The 25,585-nt window shown below is 51.0% G+C and carries 21 protein-coding genes and 2 tRNA genes; 14 read left to right on the plus strand and 9 right to left on the minus strand.

Features of this window, described 5'->3' with window-relative positions:
- The first annotated feature begins 114 nt into the window (after window positions 1–114).
- A complete protein-coding gene (locus LVJ85_RS03480; protein WP_244741499.1) occupies window positions 115–1,218 on the plus strand; it encodes a nitronate monooxygenase family protein in 1,104 nt (367 codons plus the stop codon).
- Window positions 1,219–1,293: 75 nt separating this feature from the next.
- Here the strand turns inward: LVJ85_RS03480 and LVJ85_RS03485 are convergent, their stop codons facing one another.
- The 3 genes from LVJ85_RS03485 to LVJ85_RS03495 all read right to left on the minus strand — a co-directional run bounded on the left by LVJ85_RS03485 (window position 1,294) and on the right by LVJ85_RS03495 (window position 3,449).
- The gene (locus LVJ85_RS03485; RefSeq protein ID WP_244741501.1) at window positions 1,294–1,668 is read right to left on the minus strand and encodes a hypothetical protein; all 375 of its coding nucleotides are present in this window, start codon (window positions 1,666–1,668) and stop codon (window positions 1,294–1,296) included.
- Window positions 1,669–1,736: 68 nt separating this feature from the next.
- Window positions 1,737–3,032, minus strand: a complete 1,296-nt coding sequence (gene hisD, locus LVJ85_RS03490) for a histidinol dehydrogenase (protein WP_244741503.1) — start codon at window positions 3,030–3,032, stop codon at window positions 1,737–1,739.
- 24 nt (window positions 3,033–3,056) lie between these two features.
- Window positions 3,057–3,449, minus strand: a complete 393-nt coding sequence (locus tag LVJ85_RS03495) for a helix-turn-helix domain-containing protein (RefSeq protein ID WP_054599619.1) — start codon at window positions 3,447–3,449, stop codon at window positions 3,057–3,059.
- A 151-nt stretch (window positions 3,450–3,600) separates the two neighbouring features.
- Here LVJ85_RS03495 and LVJ85_RS03500 point away from each other — a divergent pair, with 151 nt between their 5' ends.
- Window positions 3,601–3,939 carry a YkvA family protein gene (locus tag LVJ85_RS03500; RefSeq protein ID WP_244741506.1) on the plus strand — a complete coding sequence of 113 codons (339 nt, stop codon included), beginning with the start codon at window positions 3,601–3,603 and terminating at the stop codon, window positions 3,937–3,939.
- 97 nt (window positions 3,940–4,036) lie between these two features.
- On the opposite strand, the gene LVJ85_RS03505 is transcribed toward LVJ85_RS03500, so the two are convergent.
- The 3 genes from LVJ85_RS03505 to LVJ85_RS03515 all read right to left on the minus strand — a co-directional run bounded on the left by LVJ85_RS03505 (window position 4,037) and on the right by LVJ85_RS03515 (window position 6,708).
- Window positions 4,037–5,275 (minus strand): NYN domain-containing protein, encoded by a 1,239-nt coding sequence (locus LVJ85_RS03505; protein WP_244741508.1) that lies wholly within the window; start codon window positions 5,273–5,275, stop codon window positions 4,037–4,039.
- A 55-nt stretch (window positions 5,276–5,330) separates the two neighbouring features.
- Window positions 5,331–5,984 (minus strand): ATP phosphoribosyltransferase, encoded by a 654-nt coding sequence (gene hisG / locus LVJ85_RS03510; protein WP_244741510.1) that lies wholly within the window; start codon window positions 5,982–5,984, stop codon window positions 5,331–5,333.
- Window positions 5,985–6,048: 64 nt separating this feature from the next.
- Window positions 6,049–6,708 carry an SCO family protein gene (locus LVJ85_RS03515; RefSeq protein ID WP_244741512.1) on the minus strand — a complete coding sequence of 220 codons (660 nt, stop codon included), beginning with the start codon at window positions 6,706–6,708 and terminating at the stop codon, window positions 6,049–6,051.
- Between the two features lie 357 nt (window positions 6,709–7,065).
- Here LVJ85_RS03515 and LVJ85_RS03520 point away from each other — a divergent pair.
- A tRNA-Leu gene (locus tag LVJ85_RS03520) sits at window positions 7,066–7,150 on the plus strand.
- 408 nt (window positions 7,151–7,558) lie between these two features.
- Here the strand turns inward: LVJ85_RS03520 and LVJ85_RS03525 are convergent.
- A complete protein-coding gene (locus LVJ85_RS03525; RefSeq protein ID WP_244741514.1) occupies window positions 7,559–8,167 on the minus strand; it encodes a 3'-5' exonuclease in 609 nt (202 codons plus the stop codon).
- Between the two features lie 13 nt (window positions 8,168–8,180).
- Entirely contained in the window at window positions 8,181–9,986 is a 1,806-nt protein-coding gene (locus LVJ85_RS03530; protein ID WP_244741517.1) for a DUF294 nucleotidyltransferase-like domain-containing protein, read from the minus strand.
- A 204-nt stretch (window positions 9,987–10,190) separates the two neighbouring features.
- Between LVJ85_RS03530 and LVJ85_RS03535 the strand changes: the two genes are divergently transcribed.
- Window positions 10,191–11,624 carry an NAD-dependent succinate-semialdehyde dehydrogenase gene (locus tag LVJ85_RS03535; RefSeq protein ID WP_244742992.1) on the plus strand — a complete coding sequence of 478 codons (1,434 nt, stop codon included), beginning with the start codon at window positions 10,191–10,193 and terminating at the stop codon, window positions 11,622–11,624.
- 542 nt (window positions 11,625–12,166) lie between these two features.
- Here LVJ85_RS03535 and LVJ85_RS03540 read toward each other — a convergent pair.
- Window positions 12,167–13,000 carry a cytochrome c5 family protein gene (locus LVJ85_RS03540; RefSeq protein ID WP_115133804.1) on the minus strand — a complete coding sequence of 278 codons (834 nt, stop codon included), beginning with the start codon at window positions 12,998–13,000 and terminating at the stop codon, window positions 12,167–12,169.
- A 274-nt stretch (window positions 13,001–13,274) separates the two neighbouring features.
- On the opposite strand from LVJ85_RS03540, the gene LVJ85_RS03545 reads away from it, so the two are divergent.
- The 10 genes from LVJ85_RS03545 (at window position 13,275) to acnD (ending at window position 25,501) form a co-directional block, all read left to right on the plus strand.
- Window positions 13,275–13,350: transfer RNA gene (locus tag LVJ85_RS03545), tRNA-Arg, on the plus strand.
- Window positions 13,351–13,800: 450 nt separating this feature from the next.
- The gene (gene ilvB, locus LVJ85_RS03550) at window positions 13,801–15,579 is read left to right on the plus strand and encodes a biosynthetic-type acetolactate synthase large subunit (RefSeq protein WP_244741519.1); all 1,779 of its coding nucleotides are present in this window, start codon (window positions 13,801–13,803) and stop codon (window positions 15,577–15,579) included.
- The gene (ilvN, locus tag LVJ85_RS03555; RefSeq protein WP_085362783.1) at window positions 15,579–16,070 is read left to right on the plus strand and encodes an acetolactate synthase small subunit; all 492 of its coding nucleotides are present in this window, start codon (window positions 15,579–15,581) and stop codon (window positions 16,068–16,070) included. Before ilvB ends, ilvN begins: the two co-directional genes overlap by 1 nt.
- Before the next feature lie 72 nt (window positions 16,071–16,142).
- Entirely contained in the window at window positions 16,143–16,448 is a 306-nt protein-coding gene (locus tag LVJ85_RS03560; protein ID WP_244741521.1) for a putative quinol monooxygenase, read from the plus strand.
- 47 nt (window positions 16,449–16,495) lie between these two features.
- Window positions 16,496–17,509, plus strand: coding sequence for a ketol-acid reductoisomerase (gene ilvC, locus LVJ85_RS03565; RefSeq protein WP_115133802.1), 1,014 nt, complete (start codon window positions 16,496–16,498; stop codon window positions 17,507–17,509).
- 680 nt (window positions 17,510–18,189) lie between these two features.
- On the plus strand, window positions 18,190–18,858 hold the full coding sequence (locus LVJ85_RS03570; RefSeq protein ID WP_244741524.1) for an isochorismatase family protein: 669 nt from the start codon (window positions 18,190–18,192) through the stop codon (window positions 18,856–18,858).
- Window positions 18,859–19,367: 509 nt separating this feature from the next.
- Window positions 19,368–20,249, plus strand: a complete 882-nt coding sequence (gene prpB, locus LVJ85_RS03575; protein WP_244741526.1) for a methylisocitrate lyase — start codon at window positions 19,368–19,370, stop codon at window positions 20,247–20,249.
- Between the two features lie 152 nt (window positions 20,250–20,401).
- Complete coding sequence (gene prpC / locus LVJ85_RS03580) at window positions 20,402–21,553, plus strand: 2-methylcitrate synthase (protein WP_244741528.1); 1,152 nt, start codon at window positions 20,402–20,404, stop codon at window positions 21,551–21,553.
- Between the two features lie 365 nt (window positions 21,554–21,918).
- Window positions 21,919–22,800: an EamA family transporter gene (locus LVJ85_RS03585; RefSeq protein ID WP_244741530.1), complete on the plus strand. Its 882-nt coding sequence runs from the start codon at window positions 21,919–21,921 to the stop codon at window positions 22,798–22,800.
- 94 nt (window positions 22,801–22,894) lie between these two features.
- Window positions 22,895–25,501: a Fe/S-dependent 2-methylisocitrate dehydratase AcnD gene (acnD, locus tag LVJ85_RS03590; RefSeq protein ID WP_244741532.1), complete on the plus strand. Its 2,607-nt coding sequence runs from the start codon at window positions 22,895–22,897 to the stop codon at window positions 25,499–25,501.
- Window positions 25,502–25,585 lie beyond the last annotated feature (84 nt).

Genomic DNA, 25,585 nt, shown 5'->3' on the forward strand with positions numbered 1-25,585 from the left:
GCTGTGCTGCTACGCCTTGAACTGCATCCACATCTGAGGGTTTGGCAAAGGTCTAAGGCCGTCTGAAAACATTTTCAGACGGCCTCAACAGCCAATTACAACAAAGGAGAAACCATGAGCCGCATTTCCGACCTTCTCAGCCTTATTCATACCCGCCTGCCGGTTGTCCAAGCGCCGATGGCGGGAGTTCAAAGCAGCAAGCTGGCGATTGCCGCCTGCCAAGCGGGTGCTTTGGGTTCGCTGCCTGCTGCTATGTTGCCGTCTGAAAAACTGTGCGCCGAAATCGAAACCATACGCCGGCACACCGACCAGCCGTTCAACGTCAACTTTTTCGCCCACCGCCAGCCCGAGGCAGATGCGGCGCAACAGGCAAAGTGGCTGGATGCGCTCGCGCCGTTTTATCGTGAATTCGGTTTAACGGAACAAGATATGCAGCAAGGCGGAGGCAGGCAGCCGTTTGGCGAAGAGCAAGCCGAAATTGTGATGCAATACCGCCCGCCTGTGGTCAGCTTCCATTTCGGCTTGCCGGAGCAAGCCTTGTTGGACAAAGTAAAAAGCAGCGGCGCCGTAGTGATGTCGAGCGCCACCACCGTTGAAGAAGCCCGTTGGTTGGAAGCGCACGGGGCAGACATCATCATCGCGCAAGGCTTGGAGGCCGGCGGGCATCGGGGCATGTTTCTCAGCCGCGATTTGAACCGCCAGCAAGGCTTATTCAGCCTGCTGCCGCAAATTTGTGCGGCTGTGGATGTGCCGGTGATAGCAGCCGGCGGAATCAGCGATGCAGCCACCGCACGGGCGGCGCGTGCTTTGGGCGCAGCCGGTATCCAAATCGGCACGGCTTTGATGTTGGCGGAAGAGGCCGACACCTCGGCACTTCACCGCAAAGCCCTGCAAAGCGAACGGGCGGCCGATACCGTGTTAACCAATCTCTTTAGCGGCGGTTTTGCCCGCGGTATCGTGAACCGCTTTATCTGCGAAGCAGGCCCTATCAGCGATGCCGCACCGCCTTTCCCGCTTGCGCAATCTGCTTCAGCGCCGTTGAAAGCGGCGGCGGAAGCGCAAGGTTCGGATGAGTTTTCGTCTTTATGGGCAGGGCAGAATGCGCCGCTGGCTTGTGAAGGCAGCGCGGCGGATATTATCCGGAGGATAGCGCAAGGCTTTGACGGCGGAACAAGTTTTAACGAGGGCAGGGTAGGCATCAGCATTCAGATGGCCTGAAAACCGGATTGAAATCAGTCGCTGATGTTTGGTTTGCCGCTATGTGGCTGCGGGGGAAAGAAAGGATTATGCGGCTTAAACCGGTGTTTGTGCCCACATCCGCACCAGCGCCATGCTGAACGCAAAGACAAACCCGCACAGGAAGCGGAAATGCCACGAAGAAGATGTGTGCCGCCTGCGTTGGCGGTCGAGCAGGCATATCATGCCGCCTGCCAGTATCGGTGTCAGCACCAAGTTGAGGATTTGCAGGCCTTCGCTGCGGATGAAATGTTCGGGGAAAATCAGCAGACTGACGCCGCCGATAAGCGCGCCAATGATGCCGTAGCCGATGAGCGTCAGCCACGGGCGCGGTTTTCGCTTATGTTCGGCGGAATGAATACCCAGTTCGACCAGAATTTCGGCCGCAATCTCCAAAACCAGCTCGGCGAGCAGCTCAAATACAATTTCCATAATGATTCAAATATGAGGCCGTCTGAAATTTTCAGACGGCCTCTTTCGACATATCAACCTATATCAAATCAACGCTTTTTCAAACGCAATTCCGCCGCCCTTGCGTGTGCCGTCAGCCGCTCGCCGTGGGCCAATACGCTGGCGGTTTCGCCGAGATACTGCGCCCCCCGTTCGGAAACCTGAATCAGGCTGCTGCGTTTTTGGAAATCGTAAGTGCCCAGCGGCGAAGAGAAACGCGCCGTGCGGCTGGTGGGCAGCACATGGTTGGGGCCGGCGCAATAGTCGCCCAAACTCTCGCTGGTGTATTTGCCCATGAAAATCGCACCGGCGTGGCGGATTTTTGATGCCCATTCCTGCGGGTTTTCCACCGACAATTCCAAGTGTTCCGGCGCAATATAGTTGGCGACTTCGCAGGCTTCGTCCAAATCTTTGGCCAGAATCATCGCACCGCGGTTGCCCAGCGAGGCTTCGATAATCGCGCGGCGCGGCATGTCTTCGATCAACTTGTTCATGGCCGTCTGAACTTCGTCCAGATATTGCTGCGAGGTGGCAATCAGAATGGCTTGGGCGATTTCGTCGTGTTCGGCTTGGCTGAACAAATCCATCGCCACCCAATCGGCAGGCGTGGTGCCGTCGGCAATCACCAGAATTTCAGACGGCCCCGCCACCATATCAATGCCCACCACGCCGAACACTCGGCGTTTGGCGGCGGCCACAAACGCATTGCCGGGGCCGGTGATTTTATCGACCTGCGGCACGGTTTCGGTGCCGTAAGCCAGCGCAGCCACCGCCTGCGCGCCGCCGACGGTAAACACTTTGGTTACGCCGGCCACAAATGCCGCCGCCAACACAATATCGTTGCGCTCGCCTTGGGGCGTGGGCACCACCATGATGATTTCGGGCACGCCGGCCACATGCGCGGGCATGGCGTTCATAATCACCGAGCTGGGATAAGCCGCTTTGCCGCCGGGCACATAAATGCCTACGCGGTCGAGCGGGGTGATTTGTTGGCCGAGCAAGGTGCCGTTTTCGTCGGTGTAGCTCCAAGATTCCATTTTCTGGTGTTTGTGATAGCTTTCCACGCGGGCGGCGGCGGTTTTCAAGGCCGTCTGAACGTGTTCGGGCAGGCGTTTGAAAGCGGCCTGCAAATCGGCTTGGGTAAGCATCAAATCGCCCATGCTTTGTGCTGCGGTGCCGTCAAAACGGTTGGTGTATTCGATAACCGCCGCATCGCCGCGCTTTTGCACGTCGGCACAGATGTCGGCGACGATTTGGTCGATTTTCGGGTCTTGCGCGGTTTCAAAAGCCAGCAACGCTTTCAGCTCAGCTTGGAAATCGGGGGATTGGGTGGAAAGGTGTTTCATATTTTAGCTACCTAAGAAAAATATTTATTTTAGATTTTGTTTTAGTAATGTAATTACTTCTTTTAATGTTTGCAATTCTTCATTTTGTTTGGCCAATAGTTCATCTTTATGACGAAGGGTTAGCCTTAATTTTTCTACCTCAGCAGCTAAGTCATGTGCAGATGTTACATAGAAAGAAATATCTCGGTTGTTATCCCCCATGTGGTAGCTCCAATTGCCTGTTTCAGGCTGGATTAATTCAACTACATCGGTTTCAAAAATTTCAGCAATTTGCTCTAAGCGGGGAACACTTAAACGTGTTTCTCCCCTTTCGATTTTGGCATAACCGTTTACAGATAGATTCAGCCAGTTCGCCATATCTTCTTGCGTGAATTGCCGTGATTCACGCATGGTTCGGATTTTTTCGTGTACTTTCATAAATCGCACTTTTCAGTTAATGAGTACAACTTTTCGTTGCTGGTTAATCTGCTCAAGAAATTTATAATTACCTGAGTCTGTTTAGTATTTTAGACAGAATTAGCAAGTAACTCCAAATCTAACTTATTCAAATTTACAGAAAGTAAAAAGTATGTCAAATAATCAATATAAGAATGCTTATTCTGATAAGGGCTTTTGGGAAAAAATTAAAAAATACGCCAAAACAATAGGAGAAAGTGTTTTAGAAACTGCGCTCAAAATGTACTATGCTGCACAAGATCCAGATACTCCTGCTTGGGCAAAAGCAGCAATATATGCAGCTCTTGGTTATCTCATATTACCTCTTGATGCAATTCCAGATTTAGCTCCAATAGGTGGATATGCGGATGATGGTGGGGTACTTGCAGTTGCCTTAGCTACCGTTGCCGCCTATATCAAACAAGAGCATACTGACAAAGCCAAAGAAACATTAAAACAATGGTTTTCTTAAACTAAAAGCTCAAACGGTATTTACATTCATCAATATTTCAAAATCATTCCTGCGGTTTCAATGATCCGAAAACAGGAATGATTTTTTTATTGAATATTCAATCCTTGCTCACAAACCGCTTATTCACACGCACGCGTTCGCCGCGGCCGGCTTTTTTGATTTCCAGCCAGTCGCTGTAAATGGCGTGAATCAGGGCGCGGTCGGTGTCGAAGCCGTAATCGTGCGGGTTCACCGTGGGGGCAAGCTGTTTCAATACGTCGCTCAGGCGCGCCCAGCCTTGCGGGTCGGCGGTGTTGTCAACGGCTTGCTGCACCAGCGGAATCAGTTTGGTGAATTTGGCCTTGCCGTTTTTGGGCTTGGGCGCGTCCGGCTGTTCGGGTTTCGCATTTTCGGCGGCTTCAGCCGTTAGTGCGGGCTGTACGGCGGTTGGTTCCGCTTCGGATTGTTTGCGCTCTTGTTGCTGGCGTTTTTTGCCGCGTTTGCCGGCGGGTTTGCTGCTGTCGGCTTCGGCGGCAGGTACTTGCGGTGCGGCTGCTTCGGCAACTTGTTTTTCTTTGCTGTCTTTATTTTCAGACGGCCTGCTGTTTTTATCGGCAGGGTTTTGGTGTCTGCGCACTTGGATTTGATTGTTGTCGGTGCGGTATTCAAACAAATCGAGTGATTTGATCAGGTCGGAAAGTTTGCCGAAGCCGTAGAGGCGCGGGTCGAAATCGGGGTTGGTTTTGTTGATGTAGCTGCCGATGGGGCCGAGGTTGGCCCAGCCGAGGTCGTCGGCATTTTCTTTTACGGCGCGGATCAGCAGCTTGGATACGTCGGTTTGCTGGGCAGAGGTTTCGGCAGGTTCGCTCTGTGTTTTGGCTTTGCCGCTGTTTTTGTTTTTCTCCGGCGCGCGTTTTTCGGGTCGGAAGATTTCGGTGTAGATGAATTTGTCGCAGGCTTTGCGGAAGGCTTCGGGGGTTTTCTTTTCGCCGAAGCCGTAAACGGTAAGGCCGCTTTCGCGCAGACGGCTGGCGAGGCGGGTGAAGTCGCTGTCGCTGGAAACGATGCAGAAGCCGTCGAAATTGCCGCTGTACAGCAAGTCCATCGCGTCGATTACTAATGCCATGTCGGTGGCGTTTTTGCCTTTGGTGTAGGCAAACTGCTGCACGGGAATGATGGCGTGCGGCAGCAGGGCGGCTTTCCATTTGGAAAGGCCGTGGCTCCAGTCGCCGTAAATCCGTTTGACGCTGGCGATGCCGTATTTGGCAATCTCGGCCAGCAGGCGGTCGATGATGTCGGCGGGGGCGTTGTCGGCATCGATTAAGACGGCCAGTTTTTTATCTGAGGTGATGTTCATGGGATATGTCTAATTTAAAGTAAAACGTGTAACAGCGGCTTTTCAGACGGCCTCTTTACGGTTTTTCTACCGCTTCGGCAAACGCATTGATAATCGGCTGGATAAGTGCGTGTTTGACTTTCAACGCTGCTTTGTTGACCACCAAACGGCTGGAAATATCCACGATATGCTCCACGGCTTCCAGATTATTGGCTTTCAACGTACCGCCGGTGGAAACTAAATCGACAATCGCGTCGCTCAAGCCGACCAGCGGTGCAAGCTCCATCGAGCCGTAGAGTTTGATGATGTCCACATGCACGCCTTTGCCGGCGAAGTGTTCGGCGGCGATGTCGGGGTATTTGGTGGCGACGCGCAAACGGTTGCCCGGCTGCGATGCGGCGGCATAATCGAAACCTTTGCGCACGGCAACCATCATGCGGCATTTGGCAATCTGCAAATCCAGCGGCTGATACAGGCCGTCGCCGCCGTGTTCGATCAATACGTCTTTGCCGGCGATGCCGAAATCCGCCGCGCCGTATTGCACATAAGTGGGCACGTCGCTGGCGCGCACAATCACCAAGCGCACGTTGGGCAGGTTGGTGCCGATAATCAGTTTGCGCGAGCTGCCCGGTTCTTCGAGCGGCACAATGCCGGCGGCTGCCAGCAGCGGCAGGGTTTCATCAAAAATACGGCCTTTGGAAAGGGCGATGGTCAGTTGGTTTTCTTGCATGGTGTATAGAAAAATGATGGTTTCAGGCCGTCTGAAAATGTTTCAGACGGCCTCTTAGGACGGGTTATGATTTTAGCAAGATGCGGATATCGTCTGCAATCTGTTGTGCCGTGCTTCCGTATGGTTCGAACACGGCCACTTCGCCGTTTTTATCAAGCAGATAGGCGCCGGCGGAGTGGTCAACCAGATAAACTTTTTCCGATTGCTGCTGCGCTTTGGCCGATACGACGCGGTATTGCTGTTTGATCAGCGGCAAATCTTGGCCTTCGGTAGCGGTGAGTCCGATAAACGAAGGGTTGAACTGTTTGACGTATTTGCCGATTAATTCGGGCGTGTCGCGCTCGGGATCGACGCTCACGAATACCACGGCCACATCTTTGGCTTCATCACCCAGCTGCTTGAGCGTGTCGCTGTAAGTCAGCAGCTCGGTGGGGCATACGTCGGGGCAGTGCGTGTAACCGAACGACAGGATAACGGCTTTGCCTTTTAAGTCTTTGATGTGGAACAGTTTGCCGTCGCCGTCGGTTAGGGCGAAGTCGCCGCCGATGTCTTCCTTGCTCATGTCCGTGCCGTGCAGGCCGGCAGGTGCGGCGGCGCGGGCGGGTGCGGATGCTTGTTCGGGTGCGGGTTGTGATGCCGCCGGTGCGCTTTCTTGCGGCGAACAGGCTGTTAACGCGGATATTGCAAACGCAGAAAACAAAATGGCTCGGGTAGTCGGTTTCATGTGGTCTCACTCCAAAAAGGAAGGTGGGAAATTCAGGCCTAATCTTAACGTGTTTGTTTATGTAGATGTTAAAGAAAATGTGTTGCCGGGCAAAATAGCTGCGCCGAAAGAGGATTTTCGGGCGTGATTTGATTTTATCAGATTGGAAAGCGGGAAGTTTCCTACATAAATGCAGGCAGACTGAATATTCTGCTTGGAAATTTTGCCGAGTGTTTGAGGTCTTTTCATGCTACGTTTGTATGATGGTTATTTTAATTTTATTTATTTTCAATGGGCTAAGAAAAACAGGCGATTTAATTGTGTTTTGGGGGTTTACAGGAATTTTTTTATCTCTATAATAGCGAACTCTTCTCACCTGCCCAGGTGGCGAAATTGGTAGACGCAGGGGACTCAAAATCCCCCGCCGAAAGGTGTGTCGGTTCGAGTCCGACCCTGGGCACCACAAAAAACCGCTCTCAAGCGGTTATTTTTTTGCCTGCTGAAAACGTGCGGCCGAGTGTGCTCTTCAACTGGATGTGCGTTTAATGGATTAAGCATCGTCGGTTTATGAATGCGTTAAAAAACACTTCAGGCCGTCTGAAAATGTCTGCGGTGCTTGGAAGGCTCGATTTCTACCGAAGCGCCAAACCTCAATATCTTAAATTTCCAACTGTTTTGAATCTGATGGCCACGCCGAGCGGATGCAATGAACGGCTTATGTTTTGTACTTTAGAGCCATCAGTTTTTCAGACGGCCTCAATCTTTTCTTTTCCTTTGTTTTCTAGATTAATCAAACAAAACCGACTTGCCCCCGATATTTTGAACAGGTTGTTCTAAATACCGGGGAAGCAAACCGGTTTCGATGGCTGTTTTAGCGTAGCCTTTGTTTCAACAGCAGATACATCAATGCGACACTGATGGAATCGTTGAGCGCGTCGTGGCGGGGCAGGCCGGTGAGTTTGAGTTTTTTCAGCATGGTGTCCATGCGCAAATCCACATAGCCATCGTGGATGTTTTGTTTTTGCTGCCAACGGTGAAACAGTGAAGAGACGTCGGTTTGCGGGTTGGGCAGTTTGATACCTAGCATGGGCTTGAGAAATTTATTGATCATGGCGACGTCGTATTCCAAGTAGTAGCCCACCAAGCCGCGGCCGCCGATGAATTCGAGCAGCTGTTTGATGGCTTCTTGCACGGGGATGCCGTCTGAAAGGTCTTTCGGCCTCAAACCGTGTACGCTGATGTTGGCGGCTTTCATCGGGTTTTCGGGTTTGACCAGCACATAAAACGATTCGCTTACTAATACTTGGTTTTTGCGGATTTTGACGGCGCCGATGGAGAGGATTTCGGCTTCTTTGACATCGAGTCCGGTGGTTTCGCAGTCGAAGCTGACCCATTCGTCGGGATGTTCGTCGAAAAGGAAGCTGTAATGCGGGTCGGTAAGTTTTTTGCGTTCTCTGCCGCGTAAGAATCGTTCAAACATAAGCTGCTCCTGGTTACGCGGTGATGTGGAAGTGGTGTCGGATGACGTTTTTGAAGCGTTTCACGACTTGCAGGGCGTCTTTGAGCAGGTCGCGTTCTAGTGTGGAAAGGTTGCCGAAGTCGAGCTGGTTGGGTGTGCCGGAGCCGCCGTTGTGCAAGATGGCGAGGTTGGCACTCAGGCGTAAGTCCATGATGTAGCTGAGTGCTTCGGCAACGTCTTTGCCTAAGGCTTCGTCGATGACGTTGAGTTGGACTAGGCGGTGGATGCGTTCGAAAGTGTTGGTTTCTTCGATGCGTGCTTCCAGGCTGAGGGCGCGGATGCCGTGTACTACGGGGAATTGCCCCATTTTTTTGATGTCCATTTTTTCTGTTTGGCCGCGGTTGAGCAGTTGTGAGAAGAAGCCTTTGCTTTGGCTTTCAAACTGATCGACGGCGCGGGCAAACGCCATCAGCATGCCGACGTCGTTGACCATCACTTTTTGCAGGTGTTCTTTGACTTCTGCAAGCATGGAGGTGTCGCCGGCAACGGCTTTGGCGTCGATAAAAATAGCGAGGTTCATCATGTTTTCGCCGCTGGCATTGTGGCACCAGTTGCTGACCATTTTTTTGAATTCGGGCAGGGGTTTGCGCCATTCGGGGTTGTTGACCATGATATTTCCGGGGCAGGGCGGGTAGCCGAGGCGGGCGAGGGTTTGGGAGAACTGCTCGGCTGTTTCGGCGGCGAATGCAGGGTCGATGCTTTCGTGCAGAATGAGGGCGTTGTCTTGGTCGGTTTTCAGAATCTGCTCGCCACGGCCTTCGGAACCCATCACGATCAGGCAGGATTTGTCGTAGAGTTCGGCCGGCGCGAGGATGCGCCATGCTTTTTCAAACAGGCTGCTGTTGAGTACCTGCATGAGTTCGGCCAGCTGCGGCGCACGTACGCCGTTGTTGCGTAAGAGCCTGATGGAATCGGTCATTTGGCCGGCGATATCGACCAACTCGTCTATGGTTTTGGCGCGTTCCAAACGCTGTGCCACCAAATGGCTGTGGTTGGAGAGGTAGGCCAATACGTCGATTTGTTCGAGTGTGCCGATGGGAACGCCGTTTTCTTCTACTACGACGCGCTGAATTTGGTAGCGCATCATGCGCAATAAGGCGTTGAATACGAAATCGTCTATATCGGATGAAATCAGGTTGAACACCGTCCATTTGTGCAGGGCTTCGTTGGAAGGGGCGCCTGCAATCACGATGTCGCGGAAGGCGGATTCGGTAAACACGCCGATTTTGCCTTCGTGCCGCACCAGAGCGGATTTGGTTTTGCGTTCTTTCAATACTTCGGCGGCATGGAAAATGGTGTCGCTGCCCTCGAGCCAAACGGGCTTGTTGCGGTAGGCATCGCGCACTTTGGCAGTAAACAGGCTCTCGAATTCGCTTTCGTTTTTGGTGTTGGAGAGGCTGGCGAATTTATCGGCAACGCTGGTGTAGCAATAGGCACCGAAACGCGGGTTGGAATCGATAATTTCAAGGATGACGGCTTTGGGGATGGTGTAAACCAGTGCTTCTTCTTCTACGATGAACTGATGGTGGCTGACGCCTTCGATCAGGCCGCGGGCTTCAAAGGTGTCGCGGGGGTGGTAGAGTGAGACGACGTCGCCGTCGGCACCGATTTCTTTAACCAGCCCTTTGATGACGACGTATAAAAATTCAATCGGTTCGTTGGGGCGGATGATGGTTTCGTGATCGTGAAAAAACGAGATGTTGACTGATTTTTGCAGGGCAACGCGCTCGGGGTTGCTCAGGTAGTTGAATGGGGCGTAGCCGAAGTCAAACCGTTCCATGATTCTTCCTTTGTTTTTTGTTTTATTGTCAGTTAATTATGCCATGCTTTCGCGTGGCGGGGTATGCTGTGAGGCCGTCTGAAATAATTTATACTTTGATTTGTGTTTGATAAGGGCATGGATGTTGAGATGCTTTTATTTTCAGACGGCCTGATGTTGAATATCGGGCAGTCGCGCTTGTTGCCATTTTCCGAGGGTTGCACGATGAAAACCATTTTACAATTGCTGAAACATGCCGATGTTCGGTTTGAATTTTTTTCAGACGGCCTGCCGGTGAAGAATCCGGCTACCGGCGATACCATTGCTTATGTGCGCACTACGTCGCCGGAACGTTTGGAAAAGCTGATTGACAAAGCACAGGCGGCGCAGAAGGTATGGGCGGCGAAAACCGCTTTGGAACGTGCCGATGTTTTGTGGAACTGGTATCGTTTGGTCAAAGCCAACAAAGAAAGCTTGGCACGCATCATGACGATGGAGCAGGGTAAAAGCCTCGCCGAATCGTTGGGGGAAATCGATTATGCGGCCGGCTTTATACGCTGGTTTGCCGAAGAGGCGCGCAGGGTGGAGGGCGATATTCTCACGAGTGTGAAGCAAAACCAAAAGCTGATGGTCATTAAGCAGCCGGTCGGTGTTGCCGCTGCCATCACGCCGTGGAATTTTCCCGCTGCCATGATTACGCGCAAAGTGGCCCCTGCGCTGGCAGCGGGATGCGCTATGATTGTGAAGTCCGCCAGCCAAACGCCCTTGAGTGCTTATGCGCAGGCATCGTTGGCTTACGAAGCAGGCGTTCCGGAGGATTTGCTGGCGGTGGTAAACGGTAAGGCTGCCGACATCAGTGCAGTGTTTGCACAAAGCCCTGTCGTGCGCAAAATCAGTTTTACCGGTTCTACGCAAACCGGCATCAAAATTTTCCGCCAAAGTGCCGAGCATATTAAAAAACTCAGTTTGGAATTGGGCGGAAATGCGCCTTTGATTGTGTTTGACGATGCCGATTTGGATAAGGCGGTGCAGGGCGTTTTGCTCAGCAAGTTCCGCAACAGCGGTCAGACTTGCGTGTGCAGCAACCGTATTTATGTGCAGTCGGGCGTGTATGAAGAACTCTGCCGCCGCATCGCTCGCGAAGCAGGCCGTCTGAAATTGGGTAACGGCTTGGATGACGGTGTTCAACAAGGCCCATTGATTGACGGGCAGGCGGTAACCAAGGTGGAAGAGCATATCCGTGATGCGCTGGAAAAGGGCGCGGAATGTTTAACCGGCGGTCAGCGCAGCAGCTTGGGCGGTACGTTTTTCGAGCCTACGGTGTTGAGCGGCGTAACGGAAGCCATGTTGGTGGCGAAAGAAGAAACCTTCGGGCCGCTTTGCCCCATTTTTAAGTTTGAAACCGAAGAAGATGTGATCAGACAGGCCAATGATACCGAATCGGGCTTGGCGGCTTATTTATTCACGCAAGATACCGCGCGCCAATGGCGTGTATCGGAAGCCTTGGAATACGGCATGGTCGGCATCAATACGGGTTTAATCAGCAATGAAGTGGCACCGTTTGGCGGAATCAAAACCAGCGGTTTGGGTAGGGAAGGCAGTAAATATGGAATGGACGAATATTTGGAACTGAAATATCTGTGTTTGGATTTGGCTTGATGCGGCCGCAGGGCGGTAAAGAAAGCCTGCCAAATCGGTAAGGGTTCTGAAATGTCCAATCTTTTTTCAAAGTCAAACTGTGAGGGCGGATGGTATATCCGCCCTAAATGTTGGGGAGCATAAAAATGTCATTTCATATCCTTTTCATCTATTTTTGAAAAGCGTAAATACTCATCCGGTCAAATATCCCATTCCGAATATCGCGCACGGGCGGATATACCATCCGCCCTTACGAAAGCTGTTGGTGATTGGTAAGCAGATGTTTTGGGTGAAAGCTGTAAAGCCCGTTGTAGAGAAACCCTTTAGACGGTCGGGAGAAGCTTGAACGGATTGTTTCGGCAAAATCCTCAAAGTTCGCCTTGTTGCAGCTTATCAAGTCCGCTTTCAGACGGCCTTCAAGCACTATAAAGGCTTGCCGGAGCATTTATCTTGAATTCTTTAATAAGGTGCTTTCAGCTTATTGAGAGCATATTAAGGGCATAAATAAATAAAAAGCACACTTTAGTGAATAAAGTGTGCTTTTTTAATCAAGGTTACGTTAATTAAAACTTGCCGCCTGATTCGTTTACCATGTAGGTTACGGCTGCTTTCACCTCGTCATCGCTCAGGTTGGTGTTGCCGCCCTTGGCAGGCATGAAGCCGCCGCCGGGGCCGGTAAAGCCTTCGATGGCATTTTTAAACAATGCTTCTTTGCCTTTTTTGATGCGTGAAGCCCATTCGTCGTTTTTGGTGATTTTGGGTGAGTTGGGGATGGCCGAAGTGGCACCGTGGCAAGCTACGCAAGTGCTTTCGAAAATCTGTTTACCGTCGGCGGTAGAAGCTGCGGGTGCTGCGGCTTGTTCGGCGGCTGCCGGAGCAGCTTCGCCTGATGCGGCTGCGTCCGCAGGCGCGGCACCTACGGCAGGTGCTTCGAAATTACCGCCCGATTGGTTGGCCATATAAGCGATAACGCGTTTGAGTTCGTCGTCGGTCAAGTCTGATTGGCCGCCTTTTGCGGGCATGGCGTTGAAGCCGTTGAGTGCGTTGTTAAACAGTGTGTCGAAGCCTTTGGCGATACGGGGCGCCCATTCGCCGTTGTTGGTAATGCGCGGTGCGTTGGGAACGTTGCCGTCGGCAGCGTGGCATTGCAGGCAGACTTTGTTGAAAATTTGTTCGCCGGTACGTTCGCCGATCGGTGTACCGTCGCCCATGGCAAGGGTGCCGGCCGGCATGATGCGGGTTTCGGTGGCGGATGTGGTGGTTTCTTCTACGTTGCTGAAGTAGCCGCTGTTGGCCAGTTTGACCAGAAAAAACAGAACTGCAAGCAGGATTACGATACCGCCCACAAGAGTGGTTAGTGCAGAACCTCGGGCTTTGTGATTGCTCAATTGATTCATTTGGGATGGCCTCGCCGTTTTGGTAGTTTGTGACGAAATTAATTAGCTTGTAATTTTTGAAATGTGTTAATTCGGATTAACAATATTTTGCTGGATTATACTGAATTCACGCCGTCTTTCCAATCTTTAAGTTTAACTTGTTTCAAAAATACCGGGTTGGCAACGGGCGTATTTTGAGAAGCGCCGCCGTCAGGCCGTTAATCTTTTATCGGGCGGTTTGCGGAGGCAAATAATTTTGCCAAAAGGGTGGTTTTGCGCTAATCTTACGCCCTTCGCACCCATAGCTCAGTTGGAAGAGCGTCAGTTTCCGAAGCTGGAGGTCACAGGTTCGATCCCTGTTGGGTGCGCCAATATGTTTCGGCACTATGCTCGTAAATCTCAACACGTTCGGTATTTGCAGTACCTGCCTTAAAAATTCTATTTTGATGCTGTTTGCTATAAAGGCCGTCTGAAAATTTTCAGACGGCCTTTATGTTTACGTCCGCTTAACTACGGCATTGTAGTCGGATGTTGTTTTAATTTATCTTGATGAAAATCAAATGGTAAAGGCTTTATGAAAATTTTGTGCGGGCAAATGAAAGTTTTTGTCTTGCTTGGATTGGGGAGTTTGGGGTATCGTTCAAACTCTTTTTTATTTTGATGAACGCTCAAGCGTCTGATTCAATTGATTGGGCAGCTTGGTTGTCGCCGTTTTTCTGCTGTGCGCGTACCCTAAACCGCTGCTTGCAGAAAATGCATTACAGGTGCTGTGGCGAAGCCGGTTGCTCCTATTGGTTTACACGCAGAAAATAGAGGCAGACATGCAATTATCAGGTGCACAAATACTCGTGCAGAGTCTTAAAGCCGAGGGCGTGGAATACGTTTTCGGTTATCCCGGCGGCGCGGTTCTCGAAATCTACGACGCGCTTTTCCAACTCAATAAATTCAAACATATTCTGGTGCGGCACGAGCAGGCCGCCGTGCACGCCGCAGACGCTTATTCGCGTACCAGCGGCAAAGTCGGCGTGGCTTTGGTAACATCCGGCCCGGGCGCCACCAATGCGCTTACCGGTATCGCCACGGCGTATTCCGATTCGATTCCGATTGTCGTTATCACCGGACAGGTAGGTACGCCTGCAATCGGTTCGGATGCTTTCCAAGAAGTGGATACAGTGGGCATTACCCGCCCGTGTGTGAAACACAATTTCTTGGTTACCGATATTAATGAGTTGGCAACCACCATTAAAAAAGCATTTCAGATTGCCTCAACCGGCCGCCCCGGCCCGGTGGTGGTGGACATACCTAAAGATGTTACGCAGGCGATGGCGAAATTCAGCTATCCGCAAGAAGACATTTTTATCAGGTCTTACCAGCCGGTTACCCAAGGGCATACCGGCCAAATCAAAAAAGCCGTGCAAATGCTGGCTTCGGCAAAACGCCCGCTCGTGTATTTCGGCGGCGGTGTAGTGTTGGGTAACGCGCATCAGGAATTGATTGATTTTGTGCGTTTAACCGGAGTGCCTTGTACCGGTACGCTTATGGGTTTGGGTGCATTCCCTTCCAGCGACCGCCAGTATTTGGGCATGTTGGGCATGCACGGCACTTATGAAGCCAATTTGGCGATGCAGAATGCCGATGTGGTGTTGGCCGTAGGTGCGCGCTTTGACGACCGCGTTGTTTCCGTGCCGTCTAAATTTTTGGAAAAACCCAAAAAAATCATTCATATCGATATCGACCCGTCTAGCATTGCCAAGCGCGTGAAGGTTGACGTGCCGATTGTGGGCGATGTGAAAAATGTATTGTCGGAAATGGCCTGCCTTTGGAAAAAGCAGGAGCTGATTATTACACCGGCCGCATTGGAAAAATGGTGGCACAGCATCGAAGCATGGCGCAGCCGTGATTGCTTGTGGGTGGACTACGAAGGCGAGATCATCAAACCTCAATATGTGGTGAAAAAACTGGCCGAAGTCACGCAAAACTCAGCCATCATCACCTCAGATGTAGGGCAGCACCAAATGTTTGCCGCACAATATTATCCGTTTGAACGGCCGCGCCAGTGGTTGAATTCAGGCGGCCTCGGTACGATGGGCGTGGGTTTGCCTTACGCAATGGGTGCAAAACTTGCCGCACCTGACCAAGAAGTGTTCTGTATTACCGGCGAAGGCTCCATTCAGATGAATATCCAAGAGCTTTCCACCTGTTTCCAATACCGTATTCCTATTAATATCGTGACCTTAAATAACGGTTATTTGGGTATGGTACGCCAATGGCAGGAACTGTATTACAGTAACCGCGAATCGGAAACTTACTTCGACTCGCTGCCTGATTTTGTGAAGTTGGCAGAGGCTTACGGTCATGTCGGTATTCGTGTCGATAAAAAGTCGGATGTGGAAGGCGCATTGCTGGAATCCATCAAACAAAAAGACCGTTTGGTGTTTTTGGACTTTATTACCGACAAAAAACAAAACGTATTCCCGATGGTCGGCAACGGCAAAGGCTTGGATGAAATGGTATTGCCGCCGCACATGCGTGAAACACCGATGGATTCCGACGTTAACGACGTTAAAGACCGTGATTACGACACAAGGAGCGTGCCATAATGCGACACATATTATCTATCCTGATGGAAAACGAATCAGGCGCGATGAGCCGCGTGGTAGGCTTGTTCTCGGCTCGTGATTACAATATTGATTCTTTGGCGGTTGCCGCTACCGAAGACAAAACACTCTCCCGCATGACCATTGTTACTCATGGTGACGATACCGTGGTAGAGCAGATTACCAAGCAGCTCAACAAGTTGGTTGAAGTGATCAAAGTGGTGGACTTGAACGAAAGCCGTTTTGTCGAGCGGGAGTTAATGCTCGTGAAACTGCGTGCCGTCGGAAAAGACCGTGACGAGTTTTTACGTCTTACCGAAATTTACCGCGGCAGTGTAGTGGATGTAACCGATAAAACCTACACCGTTGAAATTACCGGCTCCAGCGATAAATTGGATTCGTTCTTGGAAACCGTAGGCCGTACCCAGATTCTCGAAACCGTACGCACCGGTGCTGCCGGCATCGGTCGCGGCGAACGTATATTAAGAATCTGAACACTTTTTTCAGACGGCCTGCTTAGTTTTTGTATTAAGGCCGTCTGAAAATACGGATGTGGAGATGATGCTATGCAAAACGTAAAAATTGTTGCGACGATTGTTGTGAAACCCGAATACCGCCAAGAGCTTGTTGACGAGTTCCTGCAATTAGTCTCCGCCAGCCGCAGAGAAGCAGGCAATATACGTTACGATCTGCATCAAGATTTGGAAAATCCCAACCGCGTGGTGTTTTTTGAAATCTGGAAATCGCAGGCAGCTGTTGAAGAGCATGCCGCTTCCCCGCACTTTCAAGCCTTTTTAAAAGCTATTGAAGGTAAAACCGAAAGTGTGGAAATCGTGACCATGCGCGACCTCTCCGAAAACGCAGCACAATAACCCATTTAACCGATATTGATTGATTTAATTCGCAAAGGAAAGAAAACATGCAAGTTTTTTACGATAAAGACGCAGACCTGTCATTGATCAAAGGTAAAACCGTGGCCATCATCGGTTACGGCTCACAAGGCCATGCCCACGCGGCCAACTTGAAAGATTCCGGCGTAAACGTAGTTATCGGTTTGCGCCAAGGCGGTTCTTGGAACAAAGCCGTAGCCGCCGGCCACGACGTGCGCTCCGTAGCCGAAGCCACCAAAGCTGCCGATGTGGTAATGATTCTGTTGCCTGATGAAACCGCGCCTGCCGTTTACAATGCCGAAATCCACAGCAACCTGAAAGACGGTGCCGTATTGGCATTTGCGCACGGCTTTAACGTGCATTACAACCAAATCGTACCGGCTAAAAACGTTGACGTTATTATGGTTGCGCCTAAAGGCCCCGGCCACACCGTACGCAGTGAATACCTCAAAGGCGGCGGTGTGCCGACTCTGATTGCTGTTTACCAAGACAATTCAGGTAAAGCCCGCGATATCGCCTTGTCTTATGCTGCTGCAAACGGCGGTACCAAAGGCGGTGTGATTGAAACCAACTTCCGCGAAGAAACCGAAACCGACTTGTTCGGTGAGCAAGCCGTATTGTGCGGCGGTGCGGTAGAGCTGGTGAAATGCGGTTTTGAAACATTGGTAGAAGCCGGTTACGCACCCGAAATGGCTTACTTCGAGTGTCTGCACGAATTGAAGCTGATTGTGGACTTGATGTACGAAGGCGGTATTGCCAACATGAACTACTCAATTTCCAACAATGCCGAATACGGCGAATACGTTACCGGCCCTGAAGTGATTACTCCGGCAACCAAAGAAGCCATGAAAAAAGCCTTGTACCGTATTCAATCAGGCGAATACGCGAAAATGTTTATCCAAGAGGGTAATACAAACTACGCCAGCATGACTGCCCGCCGCCGTTTGAATGCCGACCACCAAATCGAAAAAGTCGGCGCGCAATTACGCAGCATGATGCCGTGGATTTCTAAAAACAAACTGGTTGATTTAGACAAAAACTAAGTTGCTGTGAAATGCTGCGTTCCTTTTGCTCAAATCACTTTGCTGGTTAGCCGCGGGGAGCGCAGCTATTTTTTGTGAAGCAGTAAAAGCCGACTTCTAACCTAACCGAGACCATTGCTGATTAAGGTCTCGGTTATTTTATTAGTATAGAGCAGGGAAATTTAGATGGCGGCAACCAGCCATAGTGTGAAGCTAAGTGGATGTGCAAGACGTAGCAGTATTTTTCAGACGGCCTCAGTAGGGTATGTTTTGAAAATAGCGATCATCTATTCGTAATGTTGCTGGTTGTATCATTTTAATAATAGTGTGTTTTTTTGTTACATGTTGATTTTAAATTGTAATTTTTATTCTAAGTTGATATTGAAAGGTGTGGGGACAAAATGTGCTGTGTGACAGATGAGGTTGATTAATATGTTAATTGTTTATATCAATAATTTGTCTTTTTAAAATATTTCAGATTAATCAATATATTATTTTACTCGTTCTGTTTAAATACCGAATATCCGGTATATTTTTTTGCTCTTTGATAGCTATATACTAATTAAATTGGTTATATGTTTTAAAATAATAACTAGAGAAAATACGTTTATCTTGATAATATACCGCTCATCAAGACATACCAATTATCTAATAAAAGTTCCGTTTATTTTATTTCGGAACCACATTAAGGGGCAAACACCATGACCATTATTGCTATTGATCTCCAACCTCAATGCCGTTTTTCTTGCTTTGCGGCAAATGATCAACAGTGTGTCCATCAGCCGGAAAACATTGTGCCGGAGTTGAATCGTCAGGCTCGTTTTGCCCAAAAGCGCTTATTAGTTGAAAACGTCTCAAATAATAAAAAAACTTTGTGTGCCAGTTTGTGCGGCGGCGCAGAAAATAAAATGCACAACATTTTTACTTTCAGCCGCGAAAGCCAATTTGCCATCCGTGCCGAGTCTTGCCGCGGTGCCCATTTGTTGAAAGGTTTGCCTAATCCTGCGGATTATGATCATGCCGTAGAAGTGGAGGGCGACGAATCTGCCAGTGCCTGCTTCCACGATACGAAAGAAACCCGCAGCACAGGCTTGATCGAATGGCTGCATGCACAAAATACCCACACCATTATTATCGGCGGTTTGGCGATGGAGCAAGCCGTACTGGAAACGGCTGCCCACTTGGGATGGTATAACGATAATTGGCACATCATCGTCAATCTCGCGGCTTGCAGCGGTTACACGCCGGAAGGTACCTTGAAGGCTGTTTATGCCTTGCGCCAAGCAGGTATTACGGTAGTTGCTTCTTCTAACGAGTTGGCTGCTGCGATTGAGGCAGGCCCTAGCCGATTGATGGAAAAAGTTTCGTAAAATAAAAATAAAGTCGGATATCGAGGTTTTTGCAAACTACTGCGCGCATATAAGCACGAACTGCATCGGAATCATGATGCACGGGCAGCAATGCTGGGGAGTGGTTTTGCAAAAGCCTCCAACTGTTTTGCTTCTCTATTTATTGTTTCAGAATCTCTTAGCAGACACTCCCATCTGTAAGAGCACTTCAAAGGCCGTCTGAAATTTCAGATGGCCTCTTTTTGTATCCTTTCTGGATTGAAAAGATTTATTTTCATATAATCAGTTTAAAATTTTTTGATTTTAAAGAGTATTTAATTGGGAGATAAATAGATTAAATATATATTATCAAATTCTCGAAAGCCGTAGAAAGTCAATGGCGGGGAGGTAAACCATATACAGCAAAGACTTATGTTTTATCCATCAAAAATCTTGATGGATTCCATCAAAATTTACAGTTTTACAGTAATTTTAAAAATTACTACATTCGACGACACAAGAAAAACATGAAATGAATAAAGGAGCATTACATGAGTATTCACTCTGCCGGCCTGCGGTTCCGTCAGGCTGTTCAAGAATCCAATCCCTTAGCCGTAGTCGGCTGTATCAATGCTTATTTTGCCCGTTTGGCTACCCACAGCGGTTTCAAAGCGATTTATCTTTCCGGTGGCGGCGTGGCGGCCTGTTCGTGCGGTATCCCGGACTTGGGCATCACAACCATGGAAGACGTGCTGATCGATGCGCGCCGCATTACCGATAATGTCGATACGCCTTTGCTGGTGGATATCGATGTGGGTTGGGGCGGGGCGTTCAACATCGCCCGTACCATCCGCAATTTTGAGCGTGCGGGCGTGGCGGCGGTGCATATTGAAGACCAAGTGGCGCAGAAGCGCTGCGGACACCGTCCGAACAAAGCCATCGTGTCTCAAGTCGAAATGGTTGACCGTATCAAAGCGGCGGTTGATGCGCGCGTGGATGAAAATTTCGTCATTATGGCGCGTACCGATGCGTTGGCCGTAGAAGGTTTGAACGCAGCCATCGAGCGTGCGCAAGCGTGTGTCGAAGCCGGTGCCGATATGATTTTCCCCGAAGCAATGACCGAGCTTGGCATGTATAAACAGTTTGCCGAAGCAGTGAAAGTGCCTGTGTTGGCGAATATCACCGAGTTTGGTGCAACGCCCTTGTACACGCAAAAAGAGCTGGCCGACAACGGTGTAAAACTGGTGCTGTATCCGCTCTCAACTTTCCGTGCTGCGAGCAAAGCTGCGTTGAATGTGTATGAAGCGATTATGCGCGACGGCACTCAGGCCAATGTGGTTGACACCATGCAGACCCGTGCCGAACTGTACGAGCATCTCAACTATCACGACTTCGAGCAGAAGCTGGACAAGCTGTTCAGCTCAAGCAAATAAGATTAAACAATAACAATCAGCCGCATGGCGTGCAGAAAATGCCGTATATGCAGGGTGAGCGCGCCAAACGGCTGCAAACCATTTTCAGACGGCCTGTGAGTTGGAGAGGCCGTCTGAAAAATAACACTTGATCTACACAGGAGAAACTCGTAATGACTACCGAAACCCCAGTTACCCCGAAACCCAAAAAATCCGTTGCCCTCTCAGGCGTGCCTGCCGGCAATACCGCTTTGTGCACCGTAGGCCGCAGCGGCAATGATTTGAGCTACCGCGGCTACGATATTCTCGACTTGGCCAAACATTGCGAATTTGAAGAAGTGGCACACTTGCTGATTCACGGCCATCTGCCGAACAAATTCGAGCTGGCTGCATACAAGAAAAAACTCCAATCACTGCGCGGTTTGCCTATCCGCGTGATTCAAGTGTTGGAAAGCCTGCCTGCGCACACTCACCCGATGGATGTATTGCGTACCGGCGTTTCCATGCTCGGCTGCGTTCATCCCGAGCGTGAAAGCCAACCGGCCAGCGAAGCGCGCGATATTGCCGACAAACTGATCGCCTGCTTGGGCAGCATGCTGCTTTACTGGTATCAATACTCGCACAACGGCAAACGCATCAAAGTAGAAAGCAAAGAAGACAGCATCGGCGGCCATTTCCTGCACATGCTGCACGGCAAGCGCCCCACCAAGTCGCAAATCAAAGCCATGCACATTTCGCTGATTCTGTATGCAGAGCATGAATTCAACGCTTCTACGTTCACTTCGCGCGTGATTGCCGGTACAGGTTCCGACATTTATTCCTGCATTACCGGTGCCATCGGTGCGCTGAAAGGCCCGAAACACGGCGGTGCCAACGAAGTGGCTTACGACATCCAAAAACGCTACCGCAATGCCGATGAAGCCGAAGCCGACATCCGTGAGCGCATCGGCCGCAAAGAAATCGTGATCGGTTTCGGCCATCCCGTGTACACCGTTTCAGACCCGCGTAACGTGGTGATTAAAGAAGTTGCCCGCGATTTGAGCGCCGAAGCAGGGGATATGCGTTTGTTTGATATTGCCGAGCGGTTGGAAACCCTGATGTGGAATGAGAAAAAAATGTTCCCGAATCTTGACTGGTTCTCCGCCGTTTCTTACCAAAAACTGGGCGTGCCCACCGCCATGTTCACACCGCTGTTTGTGATTTCGCGTACTACCGGCTGGTCTGCCCACGTGCTTGAGCAACGCCAAGACGGCAAGATTATCCGCCCGAGCGCGAACTACACCGGCCCGGATGATTTGGCTTTCGTGCCGATGGAAGAGCGTTAAAACATGATCAAGGTACGGCGGGCGCAAGCCTACTGTACCTTTTTTGGTTTTCAGGGAGGTCGGTTTAACGAGGCCGTCTGAAAGCGAACTTGAGAGCTTCGCTAAAACTTCCTTCACTACAAATAGCTACGAAACTTAATGTTTTATACAAGCCGGTTTAGCGGCTGATTATGTAGTACTAATCTTTTGGTGTGCACGGATGAAGTTTTGTGCACAGTATGAAATGTTAACTTTCGCAGTTATGGCAGATAAAAAGCCATGCCAAATGTTGCTTGAGAATGTACATCAAGCCTGAAAGCAGATAGAGGCCGTCTGAAAATATTCGGGCGGCCAACCCGCACACAAAAGAAACAAGGCAGCCGATCATGAACGTGAGAGATTATCTGCTGATATTGCTGGTCATCAGCGTATGGGGCGTGAATTTCCTGTTTATGAAGTTTGCCCTGAATGAAATACCGCCGATGGTGTTGGGTATGCTGCGTTTTTTCTGTGTGGTGTTTCCGGCGGTGTTTTTACTCAAACGTCCGGCGGTGCCGTGGCATTTATTGATTGCCTACGGATTGACCATCAGCTTCGGCCAATTCGCCTTGATGTTTACCGCTTTGGATTGGGGGCTGCCTACCGGCTTGGCGGCGTTAATGCTGCAAGTGCAGGTGTTCTTTACCGTATTGATTGCGGGCATCTTATTGCGCGAACCCGTGCTTGCCCATCATCTATTGGGTATGTGTACGGCGGCGGTGGGGCTGGTATTTATCGGCATCGGGCATTATCAAGGCAACTTGCCGGTGAGCGCGATGTTGCCGGTATTCGGTGCGGCGGCTTCTTGGGCGTGCGGCAATATTATTGTGAAACGTATCGGCTCTGTGAACGCGCTGTCATTGGTCGTTTGGGGCGGTATTCCGGCATTTTGCGCATTTGTGCTGGTTTCGCTGATGCTTTATGGTGCGGACGGTTTGACACAACATATGTCCAACCTGACTTGGAAAGGCGTTGGCGGCATTTTGTTTTTGGCGTATGTGGCGAGCTTGGTCGGCTATACCGGCTGGGGTGCGTTGCTGGCCAAGCATCCGGCCGGCAAGGTAACGCCGTTTGCTTTATTGGTGCCGGTAATTGCTTTATTGGCAGGCTATTTGGTTTTAGACGAACGCTTGGCCTTGTGGCATTGGCTCGGTATTATCATTGTGATGTGCGGCTTGACGCTGCATGTGTTCGGCAACCGATGGCGCAGGGTAGTGCCTGATATTTGAAACCTATAAAAAATTGATGCAGATTTATTTTCAGACGGCCTGATGCCGTCTGAAAAAACATACCAAAAGAAAAACACGACAAAAGGACTTAACCATGAAAACCAACCAAATTTACCGCAAACCCCTTCCGGGTACCGATCTCGAATACTACGATGCACGCGCGGCTTGCGAAGACATCAAGCCCGGTTCTTACGATACGCTGCCGTACACCTCGCGCATTTTGGCTGAAAACTTGGTCAACCGCGCTGATAATGTCGACTTGCCCACGCTGCAAAGCTGGTTGCGCCAACTGATTGAACGCAAGCAGGAAATCGACTTTCCGTGGTTCCCCGCGCGCGTTGTGTGCCATGATATTTTGGGGCAGACCGCGCTGGTGGATTTGGCCGGTTTGCGTGATGCGATTGCCGAAAAAGGCGGCGATCCTTCCAAAGTCAACCCCGTCGTGCAAACCCAGCTGATTGTCGACCACTCGCTTGCCGTGGAATGCGGCGGCTATGACCCCGACGCTTTCCGCAAAAACCGCGAAATCGAAGACCGCCGCAACGAAGACCGTTTCCACTTCATCAACTGGACGAAAACCGCCTTTGAAAATGTGGACGTTATCCCCGCGGGCAACGGCATCATGCACCAAATCAACTTGGAAAAAATGTCGCCCGTGATTCAAGTGAGAAACGGCGTGGCCTTCCCCGACACCTGCGTCGGCACCGACAGCCACACGCCGCATGTGGACGCGCTGGGTGTGATTTCCGTAGGCGTGGGCGGCTTGGAAGCCGAAACCGTGATGCTCGGCCGCGCTTCAATGATGCGCCTGCCCGATATTGTGGGCGTGGAGCTGACCGGCAAACGCCAGCCCGGCATCACTGCTACCGATATCGTGTTGGCTTTGACTGAATTTTTGCGTAAAGAGCGTGTGGTTGGCGCATTTGTTGAGTTCTTCGGCGAAGGCGCGCGCAGCCTGTCGATTGGCGACCGTGCCACCATTTCCAACATGACGCCCGAATTCGGCGCCACCGCCGCGATGTTCTCGATTGACGAACAAACCATTGATTATCTGAAACTCACCGGCCGTGACGACGAGCAAGTGAAATTGGTGGAAAACTACGCCAAAACCGCAGGTCTGTGGTCGGATGCTTTGGCCAAAGCCGAATATCCGCGCGTGTTGAAGTTCGACTTATCCACCGTTACCCGCAACATGGCCGGCCCGTCCAACCCGCACGCCCGTTTCTCGACCACCGATTTGGCCGCCAAAGGCATCGCCGCGCCTTACGAAGTGCCCTCAGACGGCAAAATGCCCGACGGTGCAGTCATCATCGCGGCGATTACGTCGTGCACCAACACCTCCAACCCGCGCAACGTCGTGGCCGCCGCCCTGTTGGCACGCAATGCCAACAAACTGGGCTTAACCCGCAAACCGTGGGTGAAATCTTCGTTTGCACCCGGCTCCAAAGTAGCGGAAATCTATCTGAAAGAAGCCGGCCTGTTGCCCGAATTGGAGCAACTCGGCTTCGGTATCGTTGCCTTTGCCTGCACCACGTGTAACGGCATGTCCGGCGCACTCGATCCGAAAATCCAACAGGAAATCATCGACCGCGATTTGTATGCCACTGCCGTGTTGTCCGGCAACCGCAATTTCGACGGCCGCATCCACCCCTACGCCAAACAAGCCTTCCTCGCTTCGCCGCCGCTGGTCGTAGCCTACGCCATTGCAGGCAGCATCCGTTTCGATATTGAAAACGACGTATTGGGCGTTTCAGACGGCAAAGAAATCCGCCTGAAAGACATTTGGCCGACCGACGAAGAAATCGACGAAATCGTTGCCAAACATGTAAAACCGCAGCAATTCCGCGACGTGTACATCCCCATGTTCGACACCGGCACCGCCGAAAAAGCGCCCAGCCCGCTGTACGACTGGCGCCCCATGTCCACCTACATCCGCCGTCCGCCGTACTGGGAAGGCGCGTTGGCAGGCGAGCGCACCTTAAAAGGTATGCGCCCGCTGGCGATTCTGCCCGACAACATCACCACCGACCACTTGTCGCCCTCCAACGCCATTCTGCCCACCAGCGCGGCAGGCGAATACCTCGCCAAAATGGGCCTGCCTGAAGAGGACTTCAACTCTTACGCCACCCACCGCGGCGACCACTTGACCGCCCAACGTGCCACCTTCGCCAACCCCAAACTCTTCAACGAGATGGTGAAAAACGAAGACGGCACCACCAAGCAAGGCTCACTCGCCCGCGTAGAGCCCGAAGGCCAAGTGATGCGCATGTGGGAAGCGATTGAAACCTATATGAACCGCAAACAGCCGCTGATTATCGTGGCCGGTGCCGACTACGGCCAAGGCTCCAGCCGCGACTGGGCCGCCAAAGGCGTGCGCCTCGCCGGCGTGGAAGCCATTGTGGCCGAAGGTTTCGAGCGCATCCACCGCACCAACCTCATCGGCATGGGCGTGCTGCCGTTGCAATTCAAAGAAGGCGTTAACCGCCATACCTTAGAATTGGACGGCACCGAAACCTACGACGTTATCGGCAAACGCGAACCGCGCTGCGACTTAACGCTGGTTATCCACCGCAAAAACGGCAAAACGGTTGAAGTGCCCGTAACCTGCCGTTTGGACACCGCCGAAGAAGTGCTGATCTACGAAGCCGGCGGCGTGCTGCAACGCTTCGCGCAGGACTTCTTGGAAGGCAACGCGGCTTGAGTGTTTGAGTAGTTTGAACGTTTAAGCTAGAAAAATTCAGACGGCCTCGAAGGGATTCGAGGCCGTCTGAAATTTTGAATGTCT

It is taken from the genome of Neisseria sp. Dent CA1/247, assembly GCF_022870825.1.
GTDB lineage: Bacteria > Pseudomonadota > Gammaproteobacteria > Burkholderiales > Neisseriaceae > Neisseria > Neisseria zoodegmatis.